Annotated in this window: 20 protein-coding genes and 1 pseudogene; 13 read left to right on the plus strand and 8 right to left on the minus strand. The window is 61.7% G+C overall.

Translation table 11 applies throughout. The features are described 5' to 3' along the window. Positions 1-75: 75 nt before the first annotated feature. Complete coding sequence (ramB, locus tag QMK32_RS01890; RefSeq protein ID WP_283472625.1) at positions 76-1,488, plus strand: acetate metabolism transcriptional regulator RamB; 1,413 nt, start codon at positions 76-78, stop codon at positions 1,486-1,488. A gap of 29 nt (positions 1,489-1,517) precedes the next feature. Here the strand turns inward: ramB and QMK32_RS01895 are convergent, their stop codons facing one another. Genes QMK32_RS01895 through QMK32_RS01905 form a run of 3 tightly spaced genes read right to left on the minus strand, consistent with a single transcriptional unit; the run spans position 1,518 to position 3,323 of the window. Beyond that, positions 1,518-2,513, minus strand: a complete 996-nt coding sequence (locus tag QMK32_RS01895) for an MBL fold metallo-hydrolase (RefSeq protein WP_283472626.1) — start codon at positions 2,511-2,513, stop codon at positions 1,518-1,520. 54 nt (positions 2,514-2,567) lie between these two features. Beyond that, positions 2,568-3,077, minus strand: coding sequence for a DUF2029 domain-containing protein (locus QMK32_RS01900; protein WP_283472627.1), 510 nt, complete (start codon positions 3,075-3,077; stop codon positions 2,568-2,570). A 12-nt stretch (positions 3,078-3,089) separates the two neighbouring features. Beyond that, entirely contained in the window at positions 3,090-3,323 is a 234-nt protein-coding gene (locus tag QMK32_RS01905; RefSeq protein ID WP_283472628.1) for a helix-turn-helix transcriptional regulator, read from the minus strand. A 254-nt stretch (positions 3,324-3,577) separates the two neighbouring features. Between QMK32_RS01905 and urtA the strand changes: the two genes are divergently transcribed. The 10 genes and pseudogenes from urtA (at position 3,578) to QMK32_RS01955 (ending at position 13,505) form a co-directional block, all read left to right on the plus strand. Then, positions 3,578-4,852 carry an urea ABC transporter substrate-binding protein gene (gene urtA, locus QMK32_RS01910; RefSeq protein WP_283472629.1) on the plus strand — a complete coding sequence of 425 codons (1,275 nt, stop codon included), beginning with the start codon at positions 3,578-3,580 and terminating at the stop codon, positions 4,850-4,852. A 90-nt stretch (positions 4,853-4,942) separates the two neighbouring features. Further along, the gene (urtB, locus tag QMK32_RS01915; RefSeq protein WP_283472631.1) at positions 4,943-5,827 is read left to right on the plus strand and encodes an urea ABC transporter permease subunit UrtB; all 885 of its coding nucleotides are present in this window, start codon (positions 4,943-4,945) and stop codon (positions 5,825-5,827) included. Beyond that, positions 5,824-6,915: an urea ABC transporter permease subunit UrtC gene (gene urtC / locus QMK32_RS01920; protein WP_269304708.1), complete on the plus strand. Its 1,092-nt coding sequence runs from the start codon at positions 5,824-5,826 to the stop codon at positions 6,913-6,915. The genes urtB and urtC overlap by 4 nt, the downstream gene beginning before the upstream one ends. Then, positions 6,912-7,760, plus strand: coding sequence for an urea ABC transporter ATP-binding protein UrtD (gene urtD / locus QMK32_RS01925; RefSeq protein WP_283472633.1), 849 nt, complete (start codon positions 6,912-6,914; stop codon positions 7,758-7,760). Before urtC ends, urtD begins: the two co-directional genes overlap by 4 nt. Then, positions 7,753-8,445, plus strand: coding sequence for an urea ABC transporter ATP-binding subunit UrtE (urtE, locus tag QMK32_RS01930; protein ID WP_269304704.1), 693 nt, complete (start codon positions 7,753-7,755; stop codon positions 8,443-8,445). Before urtD ends, urtE begins: the two co-directional genes overlap by 8 nt. A gap of 124 nt (positions 8,446-8,569) precedes the next feature. Beyond that, a pseudogene (locus QMK32_RS01935) lies at positions 8,570-10,357 on the plus strand (N-acyl-D-amino-acid deacylase family protein). After that, positions 10,354-10,959: a TetR/AcrR family transcriptional regulator gene (locus tag QMK32_RS01940; protein WP_283472635.1), complete on the plus strand. Its 606-nt coding sequence runs from the start codon at positions 10,354-10,356 to the stop codon at positions 10,957-10,959. The pseudogene QMK32_RS01935 and the gene QMK32_RS01940 overlap by 4 nt, the downstream one beginning before the upstream one ends. Continuing rightward, complete coding sequence (locus QMK32_RS01945) at positions 10,956-11,837, plus strand: alpha/beta fold hydrolase (RefSeq protein ID WP_283472637.1); 882 nt, start codon at positions 10,956-10,958, stop codon at positions 11,835-11,837. Before QMK32_RS01940 ends, QMK32_RS01945 begins: the two co-directional genes overlap by 4 nt. A 34-nt stretch (positions 11,838-11,871) precedes the next feature. Next, positions 11,872-12,921, plus strand: a complete 1,050-nt coding sequence (locus QMK32_RS01950) for a M48 family metallopeptidase (RefSeq protein WP_283472638.1) — start codon at positions 11,872-11,874, stop codon at positions 12,919-12,921. Between the two features lie 50 nt (positions 12,922-12,971). Next, entirely contained in the window at positions 12,972-13,505 is a 534-nt protein-coding gene (locus tag QMK32_RS01955; protein WP_269304693.1) for a carboxymuconolactone decarboxylase family protein, read from the plus strand. Between the two features lie 17 nt (positions 13,506-13,522). Here QMK32_RS01955 and QMK32_RS01960 read toward each other — a convergent pair whose 3' ends face one another. The 3 genes from QMK32_RS01960 to QMK32_RS01970 all read right to left on the minus strand — a co-directional run bounded on the left by QMK32_RS01960 (position 13,523) and on the right by QMK32_RS01970 (position 16,998). Continuing rightward, positions 13,523-14,374 carry an SDR family NAD(P)-dependent oxidoreductase gene (locus QMK32_RS01960; RefSeq protein ID WP_269304692.1) on the minus strand — a complete coding sequence of 284 codons (852 nt, stop codon included), beginning with the start codon at positions 14,372-14,374 and terminating at the stop codon, positions 13,523-13,525. 199 nt (positions 14,375-14,573) lie between these two features. Then, entirely contained in the window at positions 14,574-15,989 is a 1,416-nt protein-coding gene (gene lpdA, locus QMK32_RS01965; protein ID WP_283472640.1) for a dihydrolipoyl dehydrogenase, read from the minus strand. Between the two features lie 49 nt (positions 15,990-16,038). Then, positions 16,039-16,998, minus strand: a complete 960-nt coding sequence (locus QMK32_RS01970; protein WP_283472642.1) for a dipeptidase — start codon at positions 16,996-16,998, stop codon at positions 16,039-16,041. Positions 16,999-17,104: 106 nt separating this feature from the next. Between QMK32_RS01970 and QMK32_RS01975 the strand changes: the two genes are divergently transcribed. Beyond that, entirely contained in the window at positions 17,105-19,135 is a 2,031-nt protein-coding gene (locus QMK32_RS01975; RefSeq protein ID WP_283472644.1) for a prolyl oligopeptidase family serine peptidase, read from the plus strand. 24 nt (positions 19,136-19,159) lie between these two features. Here QMK32_RS01975 and QMK32_RS01980 read toward each other — a convergent pair whose 3' ends face one another. Next, entirely contained in the window at positions 19,160-19,993 is an 834-nt protein-coding gene (locus tag QMK32_RS01980; RefSeq protein ID WP_283472646.1) for an alpha/beta hydrolase family protein, read from the minus strand. Positions 19,994-20,869: 876 nt separating this feature from the next. On the opposite strand from QMK32_RS01980, the gene QMK32_RS01985 reads away from it, so the two are divergent. Next, the gene (locus QMK32_RS01985; protein WP_283472648.1) at positions 20,870-21,070 is read left to right on the plus strand and encodes a PspC domain-containing protein; all 201 of its coding nucleotides are present in this window, start codon (positions 20,870-20,872) and stop codon (positions 21,068-21,070) included. Between the two features lie 25 nt (positions 21,071-21,095). Here QMK32_RS01985 and QMK32_RS01990 read toward each other — a convergent pair whose 3' ends face one another. Then, the gene (locus tag QMK32_RS01990; RefSeq protein ID WP_283472649.1) at positions 21,096-21,845 is read right to left on the minus strand and encodes a PIG-L deacetylase family protein; all 750 of its coding nucleotides are present in this window, start codon (positions 21,843-21,845) and stop codon (positions 21,096-21,098) included. Positions 21,846-21,930 lie beyond the last annotated feature (85 nt).

Below are 21,930 nucleotides of genomic sequence, written 5' to 3' on the forward strand. Positions count from 1 at the left end.
ATCACCGAATTGTGACCCTCGCGAGAGAAAGGTGAACGCTGTTAAGTGCTGTCTTCGCAGGCGTAACCTGGGCGCATGTCCAAAACGTTCGTCGGCGTGCGGCTGCGGCAGCTTCGGTCCGAGCGCAAGATGAGCCAAGTCGCGCTGGCCGGTCAGCTCGAGATCTCGGCGAGCTACCTCAACCAGATCGAACACGACGTCCGCCCACTGACAGTGCCCGTACTGCTTCGCATTTCCGAGGTTTTCGGTGTCGATACCTCCTTCTTCTCCTCGGAGGACGACACCAGACTCGTCGCCGAGCTTCGAGAGGTTGCACTGGATCAGGACATGGGCATCGCTGCCGACGCTCACGAGATCGCGCAGATGGTCTCATCTCATCCGCAGTTGGCTCGGGCGATGGTGAACATGCACCGCCGGTACCGCAATACGACGGCTCAGCTCGCGGCCGCTACCGACGAGCGATTCAGCGACGGCAGTGGCAGCGGTTCGATCAGTAAACCGTACGAGGAAGTCCGCGACTACTTCTACCAACGGCAGAACTATTTGCACGAGTTGGATACCGCCGCAGAGGAGTTGACGTCACGGATCCGATTCCACCGCGCCGACGTCGGCGGAGAGATCGCCCGCCGTCTCGAGACTGTTCACGAAGTTCAGATCGTCCATCGAATCGATCTCGGCGAGAATGTCCTGCACCGGTTCGATCCGCGTACTCGGGTCCTGGAAATTTCCACGCACCTCTCGGGTGGGCAGAAGGTTTTCAAGTACGCCGCAGAATTGGCCTACCTCGAATGCGCCGATCTTTTGGACAAAATGGTCGAGGAGGGCGGTTTCACGAGCGAACAATCGAAGAAGCTCGCGATCCTCGGGTTCGCCAATTATTTCGCTGCTGCCACAGTTCTTCCATATCGCCAGTTCCATGATGTGGCAGAGGATTTTCGCTACGACATCGAGCGATTGTCGGCCTTCTTCTCGGTCAGCTACGAAACTGTCTGCCACCGCCTTTCGACGCTTCAACGGCCCAAGCTTCGTGGCGTTCCTTTATCTTTCGTCCGTGTCGACCGTGCCGGAAATATGTCCAAGAGACAGTCGGCGACCGGCTTTCACTTTTCTTCCAGCGGCGGTACCTGCCCGCTGTGGAATGTGTACGAGACCTTCGCCTACCCGGGCAAGATCATGACGCAGATCGCCGAGATGCCGGACGGGCGTAGCTACCTGTGGATTGCCCGCACGGTCGAGCGACGGGCTGCGCGCTACGGCCAGCCGACCAAGACGTTCGCCATCGGTTTGGGGTGCGAGCTTCGGCATGCAACTCGGTTGGTCTACGCCGATGGGCTCGATCTACATGGTTCGGCTGTGGCCACCCCGATCGGCGCGGGTTGCCGAGTGTGCGAGCGGTCGAACTGCCCGCAACGTGCGTTCCCTCCGCTCGGTAAAGACCTCGAAGTCGATGAGCATCAGAGCTCGGTTTCGCCGTATCGCGTTCGATGACGATCACCGGTTGGGCCCTTTCTCGGGGCTCACTTCCCCCTGCGCAGCATCGCCCCCGCCGCAGCGAAAGCCGCAACCCGGCGGACGAGAGTCGGCGGAGCCGCAGGTTTGCCGTCCCACAGTCGGTACAGCGTGGACATGCTCAGGACCAGCCTTTCCGGTGAGCCCCACTTCGCGAAGGGCACGAATTCCGGGGAAGCCATCATGTTGCGGGCAGCATGCACCGATTCGACTCCCGCATCGAAATGTTGGCGTCCGGCCGCGTCCACCCACGCCCAATAGGCGCGGAGCTTACGCACCTCGTCGAGGCCGCAGATCGGTCCGTGACCCGGAACGTAGACCGCCGCATCGAGCGCAATCAGATGATCGAGTGCATCCATCCAGTTCGTGAGCGGGCCGTGCCAGAGTATCGGGGTCGAACCGATGAACAGCAGATCGCCTGCGAACACCACACCTGCGTCCGGTACGTGGGCAATCAGATCTCCCGCTGTGTGTGCCGGACCGAGGTATCTCAGCTGCACCTGACGTACCCCGACGTCGATCCGCTCGGTCACTTCGAACGTGTGATCCGGCAGCCTCGGCAGCTTTCGTGGGAACCGCGCTCCTCCACGAACTGTGTTCATGTAAGTTCCGACGTCGCCGATCGGTCCGGGGACCGGACCGGCCAACCTACCGAGCCTCGCGAACGCCGTCACGGCTGCGGGCGGCAATTCCTCCTTCATTGCTTCGAAGGAGGCAACGCTGGTGGTTATTCGTGCCTCGGCGGGCACCGTGTCGTTTCCCCACCAGTGGTCGCCGTCAGAATGTGTGTTGAGTACCTCGGTGATCGGCGCATCGGTCACCAACAGTGTCGTCGCCGATGCAACACGCTTCGCCCATCCGGTGTCCCACACAGTGTCGACCACCATCGACGCCGCACCCCGGTCGACGATCAGCCCGGTGTTCGTCTGACCCCAACTGCCCGGCGGACGCAGGAACGCCCACACCCCGTCAGCGATCTGTTCCAGTCCTTCACCGGCGCTCATGGGTCCGCACGTTACCTTCGGTGAGCTGCCGTAGTCGAGCATTTCCGCGGCCGGTCAACTGCCGTCGATCTCTTCGTTTTCGAAGCGGGCATTACGTTTGCGCATGTACCAGATCACTGCTCCCACAGCGCCGCCGCCGACAATCGCGCCGACAAGCCCACCCGCCCATGAACTGGCCTGCGAGTACACGCCCGGCTGCAAGGTCATCAGTACGCTGACGTATCCGACTGCGAAGAGCACTCCCATCACGATCGCGCGAACACGAACCAGCTTCGACGCCGTGTAGAGATTGACTCCGCGCGCGGCCGAGTAGCCCGCGGTGGCGAAGTTGATCAGTGTCGAGACGACGAGGATGCCCAGACCAATCCAGGCTCCGGTTGTGCCCGCCACCCACGGCAGCACCGCGGCGCTGATCAGCGACGTCCACGCGAAGAGCTGAAAGCCGATGGCAGAGGCCTCGTTCCACACATCGCGCTGGCGTTCGTCGTGGTAGAACTCATCGTCGAGATCGCCGACGCACCGCATCGCCTTGATGAACGGACCTGCCGTGATGGATGTACTCATGGTCATCGCTCCTCATGTATCCGGTTGTGCTGCAAGCTTTTCGCCTGTCGCGAAAAGGGTTTCGACGGTGGTGTTCAATGCTGCGGCCAGCTCGAGCGCCAAATAGACGCTTGGGGCATAGTCGCCTCCTTCGACGGAGACGATGCTCTGTCTACTGACTCCACATGCTCTACCCAGCTCTGCCTGAGTGAGCCGGGCCGCTTTTCGGTGTTCACGCACCGCATTGGTCCTGAGTGCGTCGGCCATAACGAAAGTCAAGCAGACTTGTCATCAGATGTCAACCTTACTTGTCATTTCCGGGCGGCAAGGCACACCCAATTCTGCGGGGTTCGACACCACCGAACCCCTCTTCTCGGACGAATCAGCCACGGGCCGAGAAGTTAACAGCGGCGTAACGGACGAAATAATGCCGTCACCGGGCAACATATTCGCGCAATACTTCCCCTTTACTGTCTGCAATCGCGAATACAACTCCGTATACAAGCGAAAGGGCGTCAAAGATGCCTGCAGTTTCCTCGAGCACAATGGCCACACGTGTACTGGTCGCTCCGGTCGCTCTGGCCATGGTCGGTTTGGCGCTCACCGCCTGCGGGAGCAAAGCCAGTGATACCACCTCAGCGGACGGCGCAGCAGCAGCCGAATCCTGCGTGGACACATCCGGCGACACCATCAAGGTCGGCTCGCTCAACTCGCTCTCCGGAACAATGGCGATCAGTGAAGTGACGGTGCGTGATTCGATCGCCATGGCCGTCGAAGAGATCAACGCAGCAGGCGGAGTCGACGGCAAGCAGATACAGGTCGTCGCCGAGGACGGCGCGTCCGAGCCCACAGTATTTGCCGAAAAAGCCGAGAAGTTGATCAGCAGCAACTGTGTCGCAGCTGTTTTCGGTGGTTGGACATCGTCGAGCCGCAAGGCGATGTTGCCGGTGTTCGAGGACAACGACGCGCTGCTCTACTATCCCGTCCAGTACGAGGGCCTCGAATCCTCGGACAACATCTTCTACACCGGTGCAACCACGAATCAGCAGATCGTCCCCGCACTCGACTATCTCAAGGAAAAGGGCGTCAAGTCTCTGTATCTGGTCGGTAGTGACTATGTATTCCCGCAGACCGCCAACCGTGAGATCAAGGGATACGCGGCGGCCAACGGCATCGAGATCAAGGGTGAGGACTACACCCCGCTCGGTTCGACGGACTTCTCCACGATCGTGAACAAGGTCCGCTCCGCCGACGCAGATGCCGTGTTCAACACCCTCAACGGCGATTCCAATGTCGCTTTCTTCCGCGAGTACACCAACGCGGGCCTCAAGGCTGCTGACATGCCGGTCCTCTCGGTATCCATCGCCGAGGAAGAAGTTGCCGGTATCGGCGCGCAGAACATCGAGGGCCAATTGACGGCGTGGAACTACTACCAGACTGTCGACAGCCCGGAGAACAAGAAGTTCGTCGCCGACTACAAGGCGAAATACGGCGCGGACAAGCCCACCTCCGACCCGATGGAAGCCGCCTACACCTCGGTGTATCTGTGGAAGAACACCGTGGAGAAGGCAAACTCCTTCGCCGTCGCTGACATTCAAGCCGCAGCGGACGGCGTCAGCTTTGCCGCCCCCGAGGGCGAGGTCGTCATCGACGGTGCCAACCACCACATCTCGAAGACTGCACGTATCGGCGAAGTTCGCCCCGACGGCCTGATCTACACCGTCTGGGAATCCCCGGCGCCGATCGCACCCGATCCGTTCCTCGAGACCTACGAGTGGGCGTCCGACCTCAACTAATTCCCGGGCACTTCGCGCAGATGAGTGGAAATGCAGCTAGCGAAAGCATGTCCACTCATCTGTGCGGAGCTGCACTGAAAAGGAGCGCTCATGGATGTCGTAGTCGGGCAGCTTTTCACCGGCTTGAGTATCGGTTCGATTCTTCTGCTTGCCGCATTGGGACTCTCGCTGACCTTCGGTCAGATGGGTGTCATCAACATGGCCCATGGTGAGTTCATCATGGCCGGTTCGTACACCGCGTACGTCGTACAGCAACTCGTCTCCACCGGTGGTGCATCGCTGTTCATCTCGCTGATCGTCGGGTTCTTCGTCGGCGGCGCCATGGGCGTCCTGCTCGAGGTGACTCTGATCCGCCGCATGTACCACCGCCCGCTCGACACGCTGCTGGTGACATTCGGTGTCGGGCTCATCCTGCAGCAATGTGCGCGCGATATTTTCGGCGCCCCCGCCGTCAACGTAGTCTCACCGAGCTGGTTGTCCGGTGGCATCGATATCCTCGGCGCTGTCGTTCCCAAGACCCGCATCTTCATCCTGGTTCTCGCCGTGATCTGTGTTCTCACTTTGTCGTTCGCCCTCGCGAAGACACCGATGGGTCGACGCATCCGCGCGGTCGTGCAGAACCGGGACCTTGCCGAGACGTCGGGCATCTCGAGCCGTCGGACCGACATTTCGACGTTCTTCATCGGGTCCGGCCTGGCCGGTGTCGCCGGTGTGGCGTTGACGCTCATCGGTTCGACGAGCTCCACTGTCGGGCAGAGCTACCTGATCGACGCATTCCTGGTGGTGGTCGTCGGCGGACTCGGGCAGATCAAGGGAGCGGTGATCGCAGCGTTCGCGCTCGGCATCCTCAATTCGTTCATCGAGTACAGCACGACTGCCTCGATCGCCAAGGTCATCGTGTTCGTGCTGATCGTGTTCTTCCTTCAGGCCCGCCCACAGGGTCTGTTCGCGGTCAAGACAAGGAGTTTGGTATGAGCACCTTCGTCCAGAAGCGTGGCGCGTGGCTGGGATTCGCCCTCGCCGCCGTCCTCCTGTTCGCGGTCGCACCGGCCGTTCTCAGTGAGTTCCGACTCAACCTTCTCGGCAAGTTCATCTGCTACGCGATCGTTGCGGTCGGCATCGGATTGGCCTGGGGCCGTGGCGGTATGCTCACACTCGGGCAGGGCGTGTTCTTCGGTCTCGGTGCTTACATCATGGCCATGCATCTGAAGATCTCCGACGCCGAACTCCGCGGCGACGCGGTGCCGGATTTCATGTCCATCGCCGGGATTCGCGAACTGCCGTCGTATTGGGTTCCGTTCACTTCGCCGTTGGTGACGATTCTCGGAATTCTGTTCATCCCGGCTCTCGTCGCGCTCGTTCTCGGCCTCGGTGTCTTCAAACGACGTGTCAAGGGTGCGTACTTCGCGATCCTCAGCCAGGCTCTCGCAGCTGCATTCGCAATTCTGCTGGTGGGTCAGCAGACCACGGGCGGGTCGAACGGGCTCAACAGATTCCGGACGTTCTTCGGGTTCAATCTCAATGATCCGGCCAACAAGCAGATGCTGTTCTTCATCGCGGCGGGTGTACTGCTGGCGGTCGTCGCCATAACTCGACAGCTCATGTATTCCCGCTATGGGGAACTGCTCGTCGCGGTCCGCGATCAGGAAGAACGAGTGCGCTTCCTGGGATACGACCCCGCCAATGTGAAGATCGTCGCCTATGTGAGTGCCGCATTCTTCGCCGGCCTCGCTGGGGCGCTCTTCGTGCCGATCGTCGGCATCGTCTCCCCCAATGATGTCGGCATCGTTCCTTCCATTGCGTTCCTCATCGGAGTGGCGATCGGCGGACGCAGCACGCTGCTGGGACCGGTCCTCGGCGCACTCGGTGTGGCCTGGGCGCAGACAACTCTGTCGGAACAATTTCCGTCGGGTTGGACCTACGCCCAAGGACTGCTGTTCATCGTCGTGGTCGGGTTCTTCCCTGCAGGCGTCGCAGGCCTGTTCGCTCTTCGGCGTCGTAAGAAAACTGCAGACGACCCCGGTGCCGTGGTCGATGTCGAAGAGAAGGAGCTTGTCACATGATTCGCCTCGACAAACATCAGCCGACGTTCGGTGGCAACGCCGGAATGTCGAGCCAGTACCTCGAAGTACGCGGCCTCACCGTGAGCTTCGACGGATTCAAGGCCAACACCAACGTCGACCTGACGCTCATGCAGGGCGATCTGCGATTCCTCATCGGACCCAACGGTGCAGGCAAGACCACCCTGATCGACGCCATCACCGGACTCGTACCCGCAACCGGGTCGATCACGAAGTCCGGCGTCGAACTGCTCGGTAAGAAGGTGCACCAGATAGCCAGACTCGGCGTCGGGCGAACGTTCCAGACTGCCAGTATCTTCGAACAGCTCACCGTTCTGCAGAACCTCGACATCGCGGCCGGGGCTGGACGTTCGATCGTGACTATGCTGCGCCGCCGCAATGCCGTCTCACCCGAGATCGAGGAGGCGCTCGAGACCATCGGTCTGACCGAGGAGCGAAACAAGCCGGCGGGCATCCTTGCCCACGGTCAGAAGCAGTGGTTGGAAATCGGAATGCTGTTGGTACAGAACGCCGATGTGCTGCTTCTCGACGAGCCGGTTGCCGGGATGAGCCATGACGAACGCGAGCAGACCGGCGAATTGCTTCGCCGGATCGGCGGCGAACGGACCGTCGTCGTCGTCGAGCACGACATGGACTTCATGCGAGCCTTCGCGACGTCGGTGACAGTTCTTGCCGCTGGGCGCATCCTGTCCGAAGGCACCGTCGCCGAGGTACAGGCCGACCCCAAGGTTCAAGAGGTCTACCTCGGTACCGCTGCCGCGGGCGGCGAACTCGATCAGATTGCACAGGACAGCGCCGACGCCACACCAGGAGGCAAGCATGCTTGAACTCATCGATGTGCGCACCGGTTACGGCCGCAGCGAGGTCGTCCATGGAGTCTCACTCACCGTCCCCGCCGACGGCGTCGCCGCGGTCATGGGCCACAACGGTGCAGGCAAGACGACTCTGCTCCGAGCCGCCGTCGGCCTGCTCGCGGTCAACTCGGGCAAGGTCCTCTTCGATGGTGAGGACGTCAGCTCGCTACGCCCCAGCGCTCGCGTCGCACGCGGTCTTGCCTATGTCCCGCAGGGCCAGCAATCGTTCGGCCAGTTGACCACGGCCGAGAACCTACAGGTCGTCGCCGACGGACGCACGCGGGGTAAGGCTTTGATCGGTGAGGCCCTCGACCTGTTCCCCGCATTGAAGGAACTGCTCACCAGGCGTGCGGGTCTTCTGTCCGGTGGTCAACGTCAGCAGTTGGCGATAGCCCGTGCACTCATCACCGAGCCGAAGATGCTCATCCTCGACGAACCGACCGAGGGCATTCAGCCATCCGTCGTCGCCGAGATCGAACGAACGATTCTCGATCTCACCCGCCGCGGCGGGCTCGGAGTGTTGCTGGTGGAACAACACATCGGCTTTGCGCTCGAATCTGCCCAGAACTACTACATTCTCGAGGCGGGGCGCATCACGTCCACCGGTGCGGGCGGTAGCGATTCCGAAGCCGATGTCCGCGCAGCCATGGCGATCTGATCGGTACCTCCATGCCAACGCGGAGGTTCGGCCCGTACTGACGGTGGGATCAGTGAGTCGGCCGAACATTGCGAGCGTTCACTCTCTAAGTTATGGTTACAGCAACCATGGTGATGGAGGTCACATGAACGAGAGCCTGCCCTACGAAACAGTGATAACCGGTGGGACGGTCTACGACGGCAGCGGCAGGCCGGGGGTAGTTCGCAACGTAGGCATCTCGGACGGTGTCGTGCGCGCGATCACCTCTGAGCCTCTCACCGTCGGTCCAAGCACCGAGGTCGTCGACGCGACCGGCCAGTGGGTCATGCCGGGTTTCGTCGACGTACACACCCACTACGACGCGGAGGTCCTGGTGGGACCGGGACTCACCGAGTCGGTTCGACACGGGGTCACCACGGTCCTGCTGGGAAACTGCTCGTTGTCGACGTTGTACTCGACTCCCGTCGACATCGCCGACCTCTTCAGTCGCGTCGAGGCGTAGCCGCGCGAGCACGTACTGAAGGCCGTCGATGCACACAAGACGTGGACGAACCCGAACGAGTACATCGACGCGCTCGAGAGACTCCCCCTCGGGCCCAACATCGCGTCGCTGGTGGGACATTCCGACCTGCGTGCCCACGTGATGGGGTTGGATCGAGCGACCGACCGCAGCCAGAAACCGACACGTGAAGAATTCTCGGCGATGGCCGTTGCGCTGAATACCGCCCTGGACGCCGGGCTTCTCGGCATGTCCACCATGACCAACCCCTGGGACAAGCTCGACGGCGATCGATACCGCTCACGTTCACTGCCATCTTCGTACGCGCGTTGGAAGGAATTCCGCGCACTGCACAAGATTCTGCGCCGACGCGGCCGCCTGCTTCAGAGCATCCCCAACCTCAACACCAAATACGACATGCTCTTCTTCCTCGGCAGCGCAACGGGACTGGGCCGAACTCCACTCAAAATCTCGCTTCTTGCTGCCGCCGATGCCAAAGCATCCCCCTGGATTCACCACATCTTCGGGCCGCTCGCACAACTGGTGAACGGGCCCGGGCGCGGACAGTTCCGCTGGCAACACCTGCCCACCACGTTCGACGTCTACTCCGATGGGATCGACCTCGTCGTCTTCGAGGAGTTCGGATCCGGCCGAGCAGCTCTACATCTGCGAGAGGAGTTGGGCCGCAACGACTTATTGTCCGATGAGGCCTATCGTCGCTGGTTCCGCGCCGACTTCGAGAAGAAGTTCAGCTCACGGGTATGGCACCGAGACTTCGCCGATGCCCAGATCACCGAATGCCCGGATGCCTCGGTCGTCGGTAAGAACATCGTCGAGGTCGCGGCCGAACGTGGTATCCACGTGGTCGATGCATTCCTCGATCTCGTCGTCGAGCATGGCCGCAAACTGCGCTGGCACACCACTATCGCCAATCACCGACGGAAGCAGATGGACAAGCTCATCACGAGGCCGGGCGTCACCGTCGGGTTCTCCGACGCCGGGGCGCACCTACGGAACATGGCCTTCTACAACTTCGGGATCCGGTTGCTGCATCGCGTGCACGGCGCCCGCGAAGATCGTCGGCCGTTCATGTCCGTGGAAAATGCAGTCCACAAGCTCAGTGGCGAGCTCGCCGACTTCTACGGCGTCGACGCAGGACATCTGCGGGTGGGCGACCGCGCCGATGTGGTCGTCATCGATCCGGCTGGTCTCGACGACGAGGTCCTCGCCTATCGCGAGGAGACGATGCCCGAGTTCGGTGGGTTGAGCCGGATGGTCAACCGAAACGATCACGCCGTCACCGCGACGCTGATCGCCGGACGGATCGTCTACCGTGAGGGTGAATTCGCGCCATGGTTCGGCGTATCCGAACGCGCTGGTAGTTTCTTGCGCGCCGGCACCACCACCGCCCCGCATCCACGAGAGCGAGTATGAGCAGAACCCAGCAGGAACGACGTACCGAAACGATCGGGAAGCTACTCGATGCGACGATCGAGTCACTGTGCGAAAACGGTTACGCTGCAACGACGGTGAGCGAGATCGTCTCCCGTGCGGGGGTGTCCTCGGGCGCGTTGTTTCGGCATTTCCCTACACGCCTCGACATTGTCGTCGCTGCTGCGGACGAAGTGCGGCGACGGCAGTTCGACGAGTTTCGAATCAGTCTCGCGGGCTTCGGCACGGTGTCCGTCGAGCACTGTCTGATTCTGCTCCGTGCGGCATGCCGAGCCCCGATAAACGGCGCCTGGTACGAGCTTCTCATTGCGGCACGGAGCGATGCCGAGTTGCGAGAACGATTGATTCCCTTCACTGTTCGCTACCACGAGCAGATTTCCGCGCTTGCTCGCACGCTACCGATCGCAGGCACCATCCCACCCGCGCAACTCGATACGGTCATTTTCACCGTGGTGCATCTACTCGACGGCGAAGCGCTCTCGGCGATCGTGCATCCGCAGCCCGATCAAGAGGAGTTGCGATTGCAGCTCATCGCCGGGCTACTTCGAGGCGAGTCCATCTACAACCGGATCGAGGCCGTGTGAGGACCTGGACAGTCGATTCTCTCGGAGCTCGTATCGCGGTGTACGAGTATGGAGATCCGCTGGCGGCCTCGACCGTGCTTCTCGTTCACGGCTATCCCGACGATCATCGCATCTTCGAGCCGATGATCCGTGTGCTCGGCCAGCGCGTGCGGATCGTTGCCTACGACACCCGCGGCGGCGGGGACACCACCGTCGACGATCCGGACTCTGTCGGGAACTACGCCCTGGCTCGCTTGACCGAGGATACGTTCGCCGTGGTCGATTCGATCCCCCACCGGAGTGGACCCCTGCACGTGTTCGCACACGACTGGGGTTCGGTCCAGATGTGGGAAACAATGGCCACACCTCGTGCTGCTTCGACTTTCGCATCGTTCGTATCGGTGTCCGGGCCGAGCCTGGACCACCTCCGCGAGGTATCTCGCGCCCGCGCAGTTTCGCTCCCACAGTGGGCATCGATGGCGACGCAACTCGTGCGGTCCTGGTACATCTGGAGTTTCCACATCCCGGTTCTTCGCAGGTTCGTACCATCGATGATGGTCTCGCTGGGCAGCGAGGACGCCCCGGAACCGAAGCGCCGGAACCAACAACGCGGAATTGCGCTGTATCGCGCGAACATTCTCCGCCGTCTACTCTCCGGGCCCGACCCGAAATGCGAGGTGCCCACCACTGTCGTCGTTCCACTCCACGACCGGTTTCTCTCCGCCGACCTTGCCGACGGACTCGAGCGCTGGATACCCCACCTACAGGTCATCGAAGTCGACGCCGAGCATTGGTGGCCGTATACCCACCCGGAAGAGGCGGCCGGGCTGTTGCTTTCGCAGGATGGAGAGCGGCCCGCCGAGATACCGACCGACGTGTCCGTTTTGCTGATACGTTGAAATCGGACATGCATCGAACGCTGGGAGAGCTATCTTGACCGCCGCACCGGACCGCACGCGAATTCAATTTCCCGACATCAGCTCCCGCGCGTGGGAGCACCCGTCCGACCGGGCGGCACTGGTCACCCTGCGAACGCTCAAGGGATTCGATACTGTCCTACGCACTCTGTCGGGCCTGTTGCAGGAGCGGCAACATCGATTGATGTATCTGGCGACGTCGGTGCGCGTCGACTCTCGGCAATTCACCGATCTCGACGATCTCCGCGCTGATTGCGTGCAGATTCTCGGGGCCGACGAGACCCCGGAGCTGTATGTTCTGCAGTCACCGATGGTCAACGCGTTCACCATCGGCATGGATCGCCCGTTCATCGTGCTCACGACCGGCCTGCTCGACATCACGACCTACGAGGAGCAGCGTTTCATCGTCGGCCACGAGCTCGGCCACGCACTGTCCGGTCATGCCGTGTATAGCACCATCCTGATGCACCTCATGCGACTGGCGGGCACAATCGGATGGATTCCGGTCGGCGGGTGGGCTCTGCGTGCCATCATCGCCGGTTTGATGGAATGGCAACGCAAGTCCGAGCTGTCCGGGGATCGCGCCGGATTGCTGTGTGGCCAGGACGTTCACAGCGCGCTGCGCGTTCAACTCAAACTTGCAGGCGGAGCCAGGATCTCCGAGATCGACATCGATGCATTTCTGGCACAGGCCGCCGAGTACGAGGCCAGCGGGGATTTGCGCGACGGCGTGCTGAAACTACTCAACATCGAACTGCTCTCGCACCCGTTCTCGGTACTGCGCGCGGCCGAATTGAAGAAGTGGGTGGACAGCGGCGAATACGCGGCGGTGCTCCGCGGTGAATACCCCCGAAGGTCGCAGGATGACGGCGCCAAAGTCGGCGACGAGTTCCGGAGTGCAGCCAAAACCTACAAGCAGAATTTCGACACTTCGGAGGATCCACTGATCCGTACGATCCGCGATCTCGGCAGCGGGTTGACCGGTGCCGTAGACGCCGTGGGCAACGGAATCGGCGACGTCGCATCCGACATCAAGAACCGGTTCGATCACTGGCGACAGTCCTAGAACGGTTTCACGCCTGGTACACGGAAAGATCCGCAGGTAGCGTCGACGGCGTGAGCTCACCGCGTATCGCCTCCGGAACGTTCAAGGATCTCGGCCCGCTCAACTGGGTGTTGTGGCGCGTCCTGTCGAAGGCTGCGGGCGCGCCCAACGCGCATCTCTTCAGTACCTTGGGACGCACCCGCGGCCTCTTCCGGGGCTGGTTGTTCTACAGCGGGAAGCTGATGCCCGGCGGCCGGATCTCACGCAAGGAAACGGAAGTGGTGATCAACCGCGTCGCACACGTACGTGACTGCGGGTACGAGATGGACCATCACCGCCGAATCGGCAGGCGCGTCGGAGTGACCGAAACTCTTCTTGCACAAGTGAAAGAAGGGCCGGCAGCGGTCGGTCTCGGCGATCGCTATCGAGCGATACTCACCGCGACCGACGAACTACTGGCCACCAAGAACCTGTCGAACGAAACATGGTCAGCCTTGGCACGCGAGTTCGACGAACGCCAGCTGATCGAATTTCTGTTGTTGGTCGGGCAGTACGACAGCTTGGCGACGACTATCGAAACTCTACGAATAGAACGCGACTTCTGAAAAGAGATTCGCTGTAGCTAGCTCTTGTTCGACCCGAACCTGTCGCCGGCGGCTCGCCCAATCCTGTTGAGCGGCGCCAAAATATCTTGATACCGTGGCCCCACCACGCGAGGGATCAGATCGAACAGACGCGCATCCGGGCCGATGAGGATCCGCGGCTTGTTGCGTTCGACGCCGCCGAGGATCACCTTGGCGGCACGTGTGGGCGAGGTGACGGCGATCTGCTCGAAGCGTCGCACGACGTCCTCGCGATCTCCCAGATCTGCCATTCCTCGCGCGTTGGCAACGATATTCGTCTTGATTCCGCCGGGATGGACACAGCTGACACCGACGGGATGGCGGGCGACTTTCATTTCCTGGCGCAGCGCCTCGGTGAATCCGCGCACCGCGAACTTTGCCGAGTTGTATGCGCTCTGACCGGGGATGCCCATCAACCCGAACACGCTCGACACGTTCACCAGGTGACCGTCGCCGGACTCGATGAGTGCCGGCAGAAATGCTTTGGAGCCGTTGACAACTCCCCAGAAATCGATGTTCATGACCCACTCGAAATCGTCCCAGGTCATATCCAGAACATCCGCGCCGAGCGCGACACCTGCGTTGTTGACCACGAGGTTGACGCGTCCGAATTCGCTGACGACCGCATCGGCATGAAAATACATTGCCGCGCGGTCGGAGACGTCCAACTGGTAGGACACTGTTCGTGCACCGATCTTCTCGCACAACACGACCGTATCCGTCAACGCTTCGCCGTCGATGTCCGAGAGCGCCAGCCTGGCTCCGCGGTGCGCGAGGTCGAGGGCGAGCGCGCGGCCGATCCCCGATCCGGCCCCGGTGACGACGGCAACCTTGTTGTCGAAACTCCTCATCGATGCACTTCTTTCGCCTCGGTCATATCGTCCTGGCCGCGAGAAACACCGGTCGGCAACAGGAACCCCCATGCAACCGGCGCGAATCGCCCGATCCGCAGCCCATCCTGCCACGCGATGACGAGTCCGGACAGGGCATGAAAAAGCTCGTTCGTCTTATGCGCACACAAGACGAACGAGCTTCGAACTGCTTGGACGGTCAGAAGTTGATCATGTGTCCTGCGAGGCCGTGAATGGCCTCCTGGAGTGCCTCGGACAACGTCGGATGTGTATGGACGTTGCGAGCGAGTTCGTTGACGGTCAGATCCCACTTCTGGGCAAGGGTCAGTTCCGGCAGTAGCTCGGACACGTCGGGGCCGATGAGGTGTCCACCGAGAAGTTCGCCGTGCTCGGTGTCCGCGATCAGCTTGACGAAACCGGTAGCGTCGCCCAGCCCGTGTGCTTTGCCGTTGGCGGCGAACGGGAAGTTCGCGACCTTGATGTCGGAGCCACGTGCCTGTGCTTCTTCACGAGCCTGCTCTTCGGTGAGTCCGAAGCTGGCGACCTGAGGCTGGCAGAACGTCGCACGCGGCATCATGCGGTAGTCCTCGATCGGCAGCGTCTCCGCGCCGGCGATGGTCTCCGCCGCCACGACGGCCTGAGCCTCGGCCACGTGAGCGAGCTGCAGCTTGGCAGTGACGTCCCCGATTGCGTAGATGTGCGGGACGTTGGTCTTCATCGTGCTGGTGATGCCGATGGCACCGCGATCAGTGAGCTCGACACCGGTCTTCTCGAGACCGAACCCTTCGACGCGAGGGGCGAAGCCTACGGACTGCATCACCTTGTCGACGGTGACGGTTTCGACGTCGCCGGACTTGTTGTTCTTGAACTTGACGGTCACCTTGGAGCCGTCGTCGTCGATGCTCTGTACAGCGGCACCGGTGACGATGCGGACGCCGAGTTTCTTGTACTGCTTCTCGATTTCCTTGGAGATGTCGGCGTCCTCGTTGGGGAGCGCACGATCGAGGTACTCGACGATGGTGACGTCGACACCGTAGTTCTTCATGATGTAGCCGAACTCCATGCCGATGGCGCCTGCACCGACGATGAGCATCGAACCCGGGAGCTCACGGGTCATGATCTGCTCTTCGTAGGTGACGACGTTCTCGCTCAGCGCTGTTCCCGGCAGCAGTTTGGTGGTGCTGCCGGTGGAGATGATGGCGTTGTCGAACGTGATCGTCTCGGTGCCGCCCTTGGTCAACTCCACCTCGATGGTGTTCGCATCGGTGAAGGTGCCCTGGCCGTCGTACTCGGGGATCTTGTTCTTCTTCATCAAGAAGTGAATTCCCTTGACGCGCCCTTCCGCGACCTTGCGGCTGCGGTCGAAGGCTGCGCCGAAGTCGAAGCTCGCTTCGCCCGAGATGCCGAACAGTTTGGCCTCTTTTGTGAAGAGGTGCGCAAGTTCGGCATTGCGGAGAAGCGCCTTCGAGGGGATGCAGCCCACGTTGAGGCAGACACCGCCCCAGTACTTCTTCTCGATGATGGCAGTGCTTAGTCCGAGTTGTGCCGCGCGGATAGCAGCGACGTACCCACCGGGACCGGCTCCGAGGACAACGACGTCATAGTGTGAGGTCACGATTCCCCAGCTTAGTCGCGTACGGATTCCCTGTCTCGAGACGGTCGGGTTACCTGCCGGTAGCCGCGTGTGTGGCCTGTGCGACCCGCCGGAAGTTTCCACCGAACACGGCGTCGACGGCCTTGTCGTCGAAACCACGACTACGCAGCACCGTGGGCAGGGTGAGCGTTCCTTCCGGCGGAACCCACTGCAGCGGCCCCCAGCGCGTGTACATCTCCGAGAACGCCTCGGGGTGAATTCTCAGCTCGTGGTTGAAATCCTCGTGGTCGAACGAATAGTCAGAGCCGATACCCACGTGCTCGATGCCGAGCAACTCCACGCCGTACTCGATGTGGTCCGCCATCGCCTGCACCCGTTGGTCATCGTCCTCGGGCGCATTGACGCCGAGGAAGATGCCGACACCGTTGATCCCCACGACCCCTGAAGTGCGTGCGCATTCGAGCGCCTGCTCATCGGTGATGTTCCGCGGATGCTGCCACAGAGCGGCGAAATTGGAGTGACTGTAGATCATCGGGTGCTCGGTGCAACGTGCCACGTCGAGCCCGGTCGAGACCGAGCAATGCGAGCCGTCGACGAGCATCCCCACACGATTCATCTCGCGAACCACGTCCCTCCCGTACGCCGTCAGACCCGTGTCTTCGACGTCGAGGCATCCCCCTCCGGCCGCATTGGCGTAGTTGTAGGTCGGAAGCATGGACCGCACACCGAGGCTGTGGAAAAAGCGGACATTGTCGAGATCGCCCTCGAGCGGACCGGAATCCTCCAGGTCGAACGCCAGGGTGATCAGCTCGGCATCTTCGACCTCGTCCACTGCGTCGACCATACGAAAACGCCCGTCGGCGAGAGCTTTACGACGGAAGTCCTGCGCCAGCGCAGTCACGACAGCTTTGGAATGCGGCGAGAAACCCACGTTGACGGACACGTACGACCCGAGCGGATAGCGAGCCAACTCCCTGATGTCCGCAGTGGGCACCAGCGGTAGACAGCAGTGCTGTTCCCACAGATTCATCTCAGGCGATCCTTCCTCTGACACCACTATCCCGACACGAGAGTGAGTACCGGCACGTGGCCGGTCACCTTCGGAGGGACAGTACCCACGAGGGTACAAATAGGGCATGAGCAACACCTCTGATCCGTACCTGTGGCTCGAAGAGGTCACCAACGAGCGCGCATTGGGCTGGGTACGCACCCGCAATGCCGCCACCACCGCCGCATTGGCCGGCCCAGAATTCGACGCCATCGAATCGCGCGTGCGCGAGGTCCTCGACACCGACGCACGAATTCCGTACGCGCGGCGGCGCGGTGAGTACCTGTACAACTTCTGGCGCGACGCCGAGCACATCCGAGGACTGTGGCGTCGGACCACGATGACGGAATACCGCAAGGACTCTCCAGATTGGGACATCCTGCTCGATCTGGACGCCGTCGCCGAGGCCGAAGGCGAGAACTGGGTGTGGAGCGGCGCGCAGGTGCTGCGCCCCGATCAGCACCTTGCGTTGGTCACGATGTCCCGCGGCGGCGCCGACGCGTCGATCGTCCGTGAATTCGACTTGCGGACGCGCACGTTCCGCAACCAGTCGGACGGCGGATTCTTCGTTGCCGAGGCCAAGACCGACATCGGGTACATCGACGCCGACACCGTCTATGTAGGAACCGACTTCGGCGCAGGTTCGCTCACCGACTCGGGATATCCGCGCATCGCCAAGCGGTGGACCCGCGGTACCCCGCTTGCCGAGGCCGAAACCGTGTACGAGGGAACGCCGAACGACATCTCGATTTCGGCGTGGCACGACCGAACTCCCGGATTCGAACGTGACTTCGTGCAACGCGCGACGGACTTCTTCAACGCCGAGTTGTATCTGCTCGACGGCACAACCCTGACGCTGATCGATACGCCGACCGATGCAACGACTTCGGTCCACAAGCAGTGGCTACTGGTCCGCACGATGACCGAGTGGACGATCGGCGACAAGACGTATCCGTCGGGCGCGCTACTGGCCGCGAACTTCGAGAGCTTCCTCGCCGGGGACCGTGAGATGACCGTACTGTTCTCGCCCGACGCACACCGCTCCCTGCATCAGTTCGCCTGGACCGAGAACCACTTGCTCGTCGTCACGCTCGTAGACGTGCGCAGCGAGTTCCGAGTGCTCAGTCCGGGGCCCGGTGCCTGGGATGATCAGCCGTTGCTCGGCCTACCGGATTCGACCTCCACCGAGATCGTCGGCACCGATGCGGAGGAAAACGGTGACGAGTTCTTTCTATCGTCGAGTGGTTATCTGACGCCTGCCACGCTGCTGTTCGGCACCGTCGGCGGCGACCTCGAAGTCCTCAAACAGGCGCCGTCGTTCTTCGACACCGATTCGATGGCCGTCACCCAGCATTTTGCGACTTCGCTCGACGGCACTGCCGTGCCCTACTTCGTCGTCCGCAAGGAAGGCATGGGCCCCGGGCCGACGATGCTCTACGGCTACGGAGGATTCGAGATCTCGATGACGCCGTCGTACAGCGGTGCAACCGGTCTGGCCTGGCTCGAGCAGGGCGGCACCTATGTAGTGGCCAACATTCGAGGCGGCGGCGAGTACGGCCCCGAATGGCATACCCAGGTCCTGCGTGCCGGCCGGCACAAGGTCCACGAAGATTTTGCGGCCGTGGCACAGGATCTGGTGAAGCGCGAAATCACCACACCCAGCCGGCTCGGCGCTCAGGGCGGAAGCAACGGCGGACTTCTGATAGGAATCATGCTGACCAAGTACCCCGAACTGTTCGGCGCGCTGGTCTGCCAGGTACCGCTACTGGACATGAAGCGATACCACCTACTGCTGGCAGGGGCATCGTGGGTGGCGGAATACGGCGACCCGGACGACCCGGACGAGTGGTCATTCATCTCCGAATACTCGCCGTACCAGAACATCGTGGCCCTGGACGAGAAACGTTACCCGCCGATCCTCATTGCGACCTCGACACGCGACGACCGAGTGCACCCCGGTCATGCCCGCAAAATGGCCGCGCGGCTCGAAGAACTGGGCCAGCCCGTCACCTACTTCGAGAACATCGAAGGCGGGCACGGCGGCGCTGCGGACAACGCTCAGCTGGCCTTCAAGACGGCGCTGTCCTTCCGATTCCTGTGGAAGGCACTGCAGCCGTAGCGTCGACAAATCGACAAGAACTTGTCAGCGATGAATCCACGAGCTCACGAGGTCCGCGACGGCCGTCGGATTTCGAATCCAGCCGTTGTGGCCGAGTGACTCGGCGACGTGCTCGGCGGTGACGTCGGCGTTGCCGAGCTTGTCGACCAGATTCTTCATCGACCCCGGCGGTGCCACCTCGTCCCCTTCGATCGTGATCGTCAGGACCGGTAGCTTCAGTCGGCCCATCCGCTCCTCATAGTTCATGTCGGCGCCGGACGGCTCGATCAGTCCGGTCCGGGCGAATCTGGACCAGTCGTCGATCAGCACACGCGACTGCCGCCCGAAACCACCGACACCGACGCGATCCCCTGGCCAGAAGCCCGCAATGCTGCTCGTCAATGCCATGGCTGCGGCGCCGAACAACAGTGGGACACCGCGCACGGTTCCGAAGCCACGGTGGTACGGCGACCCCGAGGCAACCAAGATCAGCCCGGCCAGTCGACCTCGGATTCGAGCTGCATACATCGACCCGAGTTGGCCGCCCATGCTGTGCCCCAAAAGATAGGGAGTGGCAGCCGGAAACTCCTCGCGCACCACCTCGAAGATGGCAGGAAAGTCCACCGATACCAGTTCCTGATAACCGTATTTGCTGGCGGAACTGGGTTTGGGCACGCTGTCGCCTTGTCCGCGGAGATCACCGACAGCGGCATGGAAACCGCGGGCGACGAGGGCTTCGGCGAATAGGCGGTAGTAGCCGCCCGGAATTCCGAGCCCCGGCATGATCACTATTACCGGGGCATCGTCTGGCCCGTCGGCCGGAAACAGCGATACCGGCACTGTCGAGCCGTCGGGCATTTGAATAGGAACTGTGTGCACCGACCCAGACTAGGGCGTGCGTCCCTGGACAGACCGATGGCTGGCACCCATCAGTTGAGGGTGCCGGCCATCGGTCCAAGAGATTTAAGCGGGAGGAGTTGCTGAGCTACCTGATGCTGCTCCGAGAAGCTTGGCCAGCAAACCGAAAATTCCAGCAAGTTCGGCGGATCCCATATGAAACTCCTTCGGTCGAGGACAAAAACCCAGAGGTTCCGTGACGGTCGTCACAAAATGATCTCTGTGCGGATAGTTGTACCGCACTAGGTCACGTTTCGCACACGAACGAACAAACGTTTCTCCATCACGCTCGCGCAGGTCACAAAACGACTGCTGCACGCGTGCCACCGCAGCCGCCCCCGACTGCGACCACGGCATACACCGTTGAAAAAATCAGGCAGCGCTACCGGATGTCAGTACGCCCACGATCTGGTCCACGATCGACTCGACGAGCCCGTCGAGTACGCCCGAGAAGATGTCGGTGATGAACCCTGCTGCTGAACCCATGGAAACTCCTGTACTTGTCATTCGGAACAGCCGTAGAAAGTACGACCTGATTACGTTCATACCGCACTCGGCAAGGTGGCGCAGCATTCAGGCGTGAAGTCGAATTCTCACGCCCTCATCGGTACCCATGCAACGTTTCTTTTACTCGAGACAGCGCGAAAACCATTCGAAAGAAACGGCTTTGGACGTCGATTCGGTGAGGGGTTTGTTATCGCGCGGTGTCGCACATTCGCATAGCAGACGTCCGAATATCGTAAAAAAATGCGGCGCATGCGAGAGACTCCCGATCCGCACAATTGCATCCGACTTCAGGGTGAAGATGGGTGGACTTCCCGATGTACGAGGGGGCCACCACCCCGCAGACTTGTCGGCATGACTTCCACCAACCCACCCAAAGAATTCGTCCGATCCGACTCTCAGAAGATGGTCACAGGTGTATGCGGCGGCATCGGAGAGTACTTCGGCATCGACGCCAACCTCGTCCGAGTCCTGACGGTGCTCGGCACCGTCGTCTCGGGCGGAACCGTCGCGCTGATCTACCTCGCCGCGTGGATGCTCATGCCGAGCAGATGATCAGTCCTGACTGCCTGCGGGCAGCTCAGGTAACCGCAACCACCTGAAACGCCTCCGCGAGCCGACCTTCGGGCAGCCCTGCCTGAGACGCGGCGGCGCCCGCGAACCCACGCAGCAGTGCGTCGAGCTCGTGGATATGCTCGGTTTGACTGCGATGTGCCCGCAACGCAGCGACCTTACGATCGAACGTTGCCGTGATGTCTACGGCCGTGTTGTTGTGTGGTCCGCCCATGATCCACAGCTGGTGCGCCGACCATGCCTGCAGACCTTCGTCTGCGAGCAGCTCCGGGTGCGCGTACGGGTTTCTGGCATCGGGGTACACGGCGGCGAAGGCGGCCTCGCCTGCCGCCCGGTGATCCGGGTGCGAGGCACCCACTCTTCCCCAATCGAACTCCGGTGATTGGATCAGCACCCGCTGGGGGCGGACCCTCCGGATAGCCCGGCTGAACCGCTTACGCAGCTCCATCGTCGGGTACAACGCACCGTCGGCGAACCGGAGGAACTCCACGTCGTGCACACCGAGCGCAGCCGCGGCGGCCTGCTGCTCGGCCTCGCGCATCGCCGCCATCGCCTCGCGCGGGATGTCCTCGAATCCGCCGGCGTCACCCGAGGTGGCCAGAGAGTAACCAACCGCGATTCCGCGCTCGGTCCAGCGGGCGATCGTGCCGGCCGCACCGAAGTCGACATCGTCGGGATGGGCGGCCATCACCAGGACTCGCTCGATGTCACTGTCGGAGACGGTGTCTGTGCTGGCGGAAAGGGAATCGGGTGTCATCAGTTGGCCAGCATACGGCGCAGGACGTACGGCACATCCCTGTGTGCTGCAAGTACGCCGCTTCTGCGGATTCGCTTATCTACGG

It is taken from the genome of Rhodococcus sp. H29-C3, from assembly GCF_030063405.1.
Lineage (GTDB): Bacteria > Actinomycetota > Actinomycetes > Mycobacteriales > Mycobacteriaceae > Rhodococcoides.

Bases quoted from the DNA above. Each gene is read 5' to 3' on its own strand.
- ramB (WP_283472625.1), top strand. From the start codon at position 76: ATGTCCAAAACGTTCGTCGGCGTGCGGCTGCGGCAGCTTCGGTCCGAG.
- QMK32_RS01895 (WP_283472626.1), bottom strand. From the start codon at position 2,513: ATGAGCGCCGGTGAAGGACTGGAACAGATCGCTGACGGGGTGTGGGCG.
- QMK32_RS01900 (WP_283472627.1), bottom strand. From the start codon at position 3,077: ATGAGTACATCCATCACGGCAGGTCCGTTCATCAAGGCGATGCGGTGC.
- QMK32_RS01905 (WP_283472628.1), bottom strand. From the start codon at position 3,323: ATGGCCGACGCACTCAGGACCAATGCGGTGCGTGAACACCGAAAAGCG.
- urtA (WP_283472629.1), top strand. From the start codon at position 3,578: ATGCCTGCAGTTTCCTCGAGCACAATGGCCACACGTGTACTGGTCGCT.
- urtB (WP_283472631.1), top strand. From the start codon at position 4,943: ATGGATGTCGTAGTCGGGCAGCTTTTCACCGGCTTGAGTATCGGTTCG.
- urtC (WP_269304708.1), top strand. From the start codon at position 5,824: ATGAGCACCTTCGTCCAGAAGCGTGGCGCGTGGCTGGGATTCGCCCTC.
- urtD (WP_283472633.1), top strand. From the start codon at position 6,912: ATGATTCGCCTCGACAAACATCAGCCGACGTTCGGTGGCAACGCCGGA.
- urtE (WP_269304704.1), top strand. From the start codon at position 7,753: ATGCTTGAACTCATCGATGTGCGCACCGGTTACGGCCGCAGCGAGGTC.
- QMK32_RS01940 (WP_283472635.1), top strand. From the start codon at position 10,354: ATGAGCAGAACCCAGCAGGAACGACGTACCGAAACGATCGGGAAGCTA.
- QMK32_RS01960 (WP_269304692.1), bottom strand. From the start codon at position 14,374: ATGAGGAGTTTCGACAACAAGGTTGCCGTCGTCACCGGGGCCGGATCG.
- QMK32_RS01970 (WP_283472642.1), bottom strand. From the start codon at position 16,998: ATGAATCTGTGGGAACAGCACTGCTGTCTACCGCTGGTGCCCACTGCG.
- QMK32_RS01975 (WP_283472644.1), top strand. From the start codon at position 17,105: ATGAGCAACACCTCTGATCCGTACCTGTGGCTCGAAGAGGTCACCAAC.
- QMK32_RS01985 (WP_283472648.1), top strand. From the start codon at position 20,870: ATGACTTCCACCAACCCACCCAAAGAATTCGTCCGATCCGACTCTCAG.
- QMK32_RS01990 (WP_283472649.1), bottom strand. From the start codon at position 21,845: ATGACACCCGATTCCCTTTCCGCCAGCACAGACACCGTCTCCGACAGT.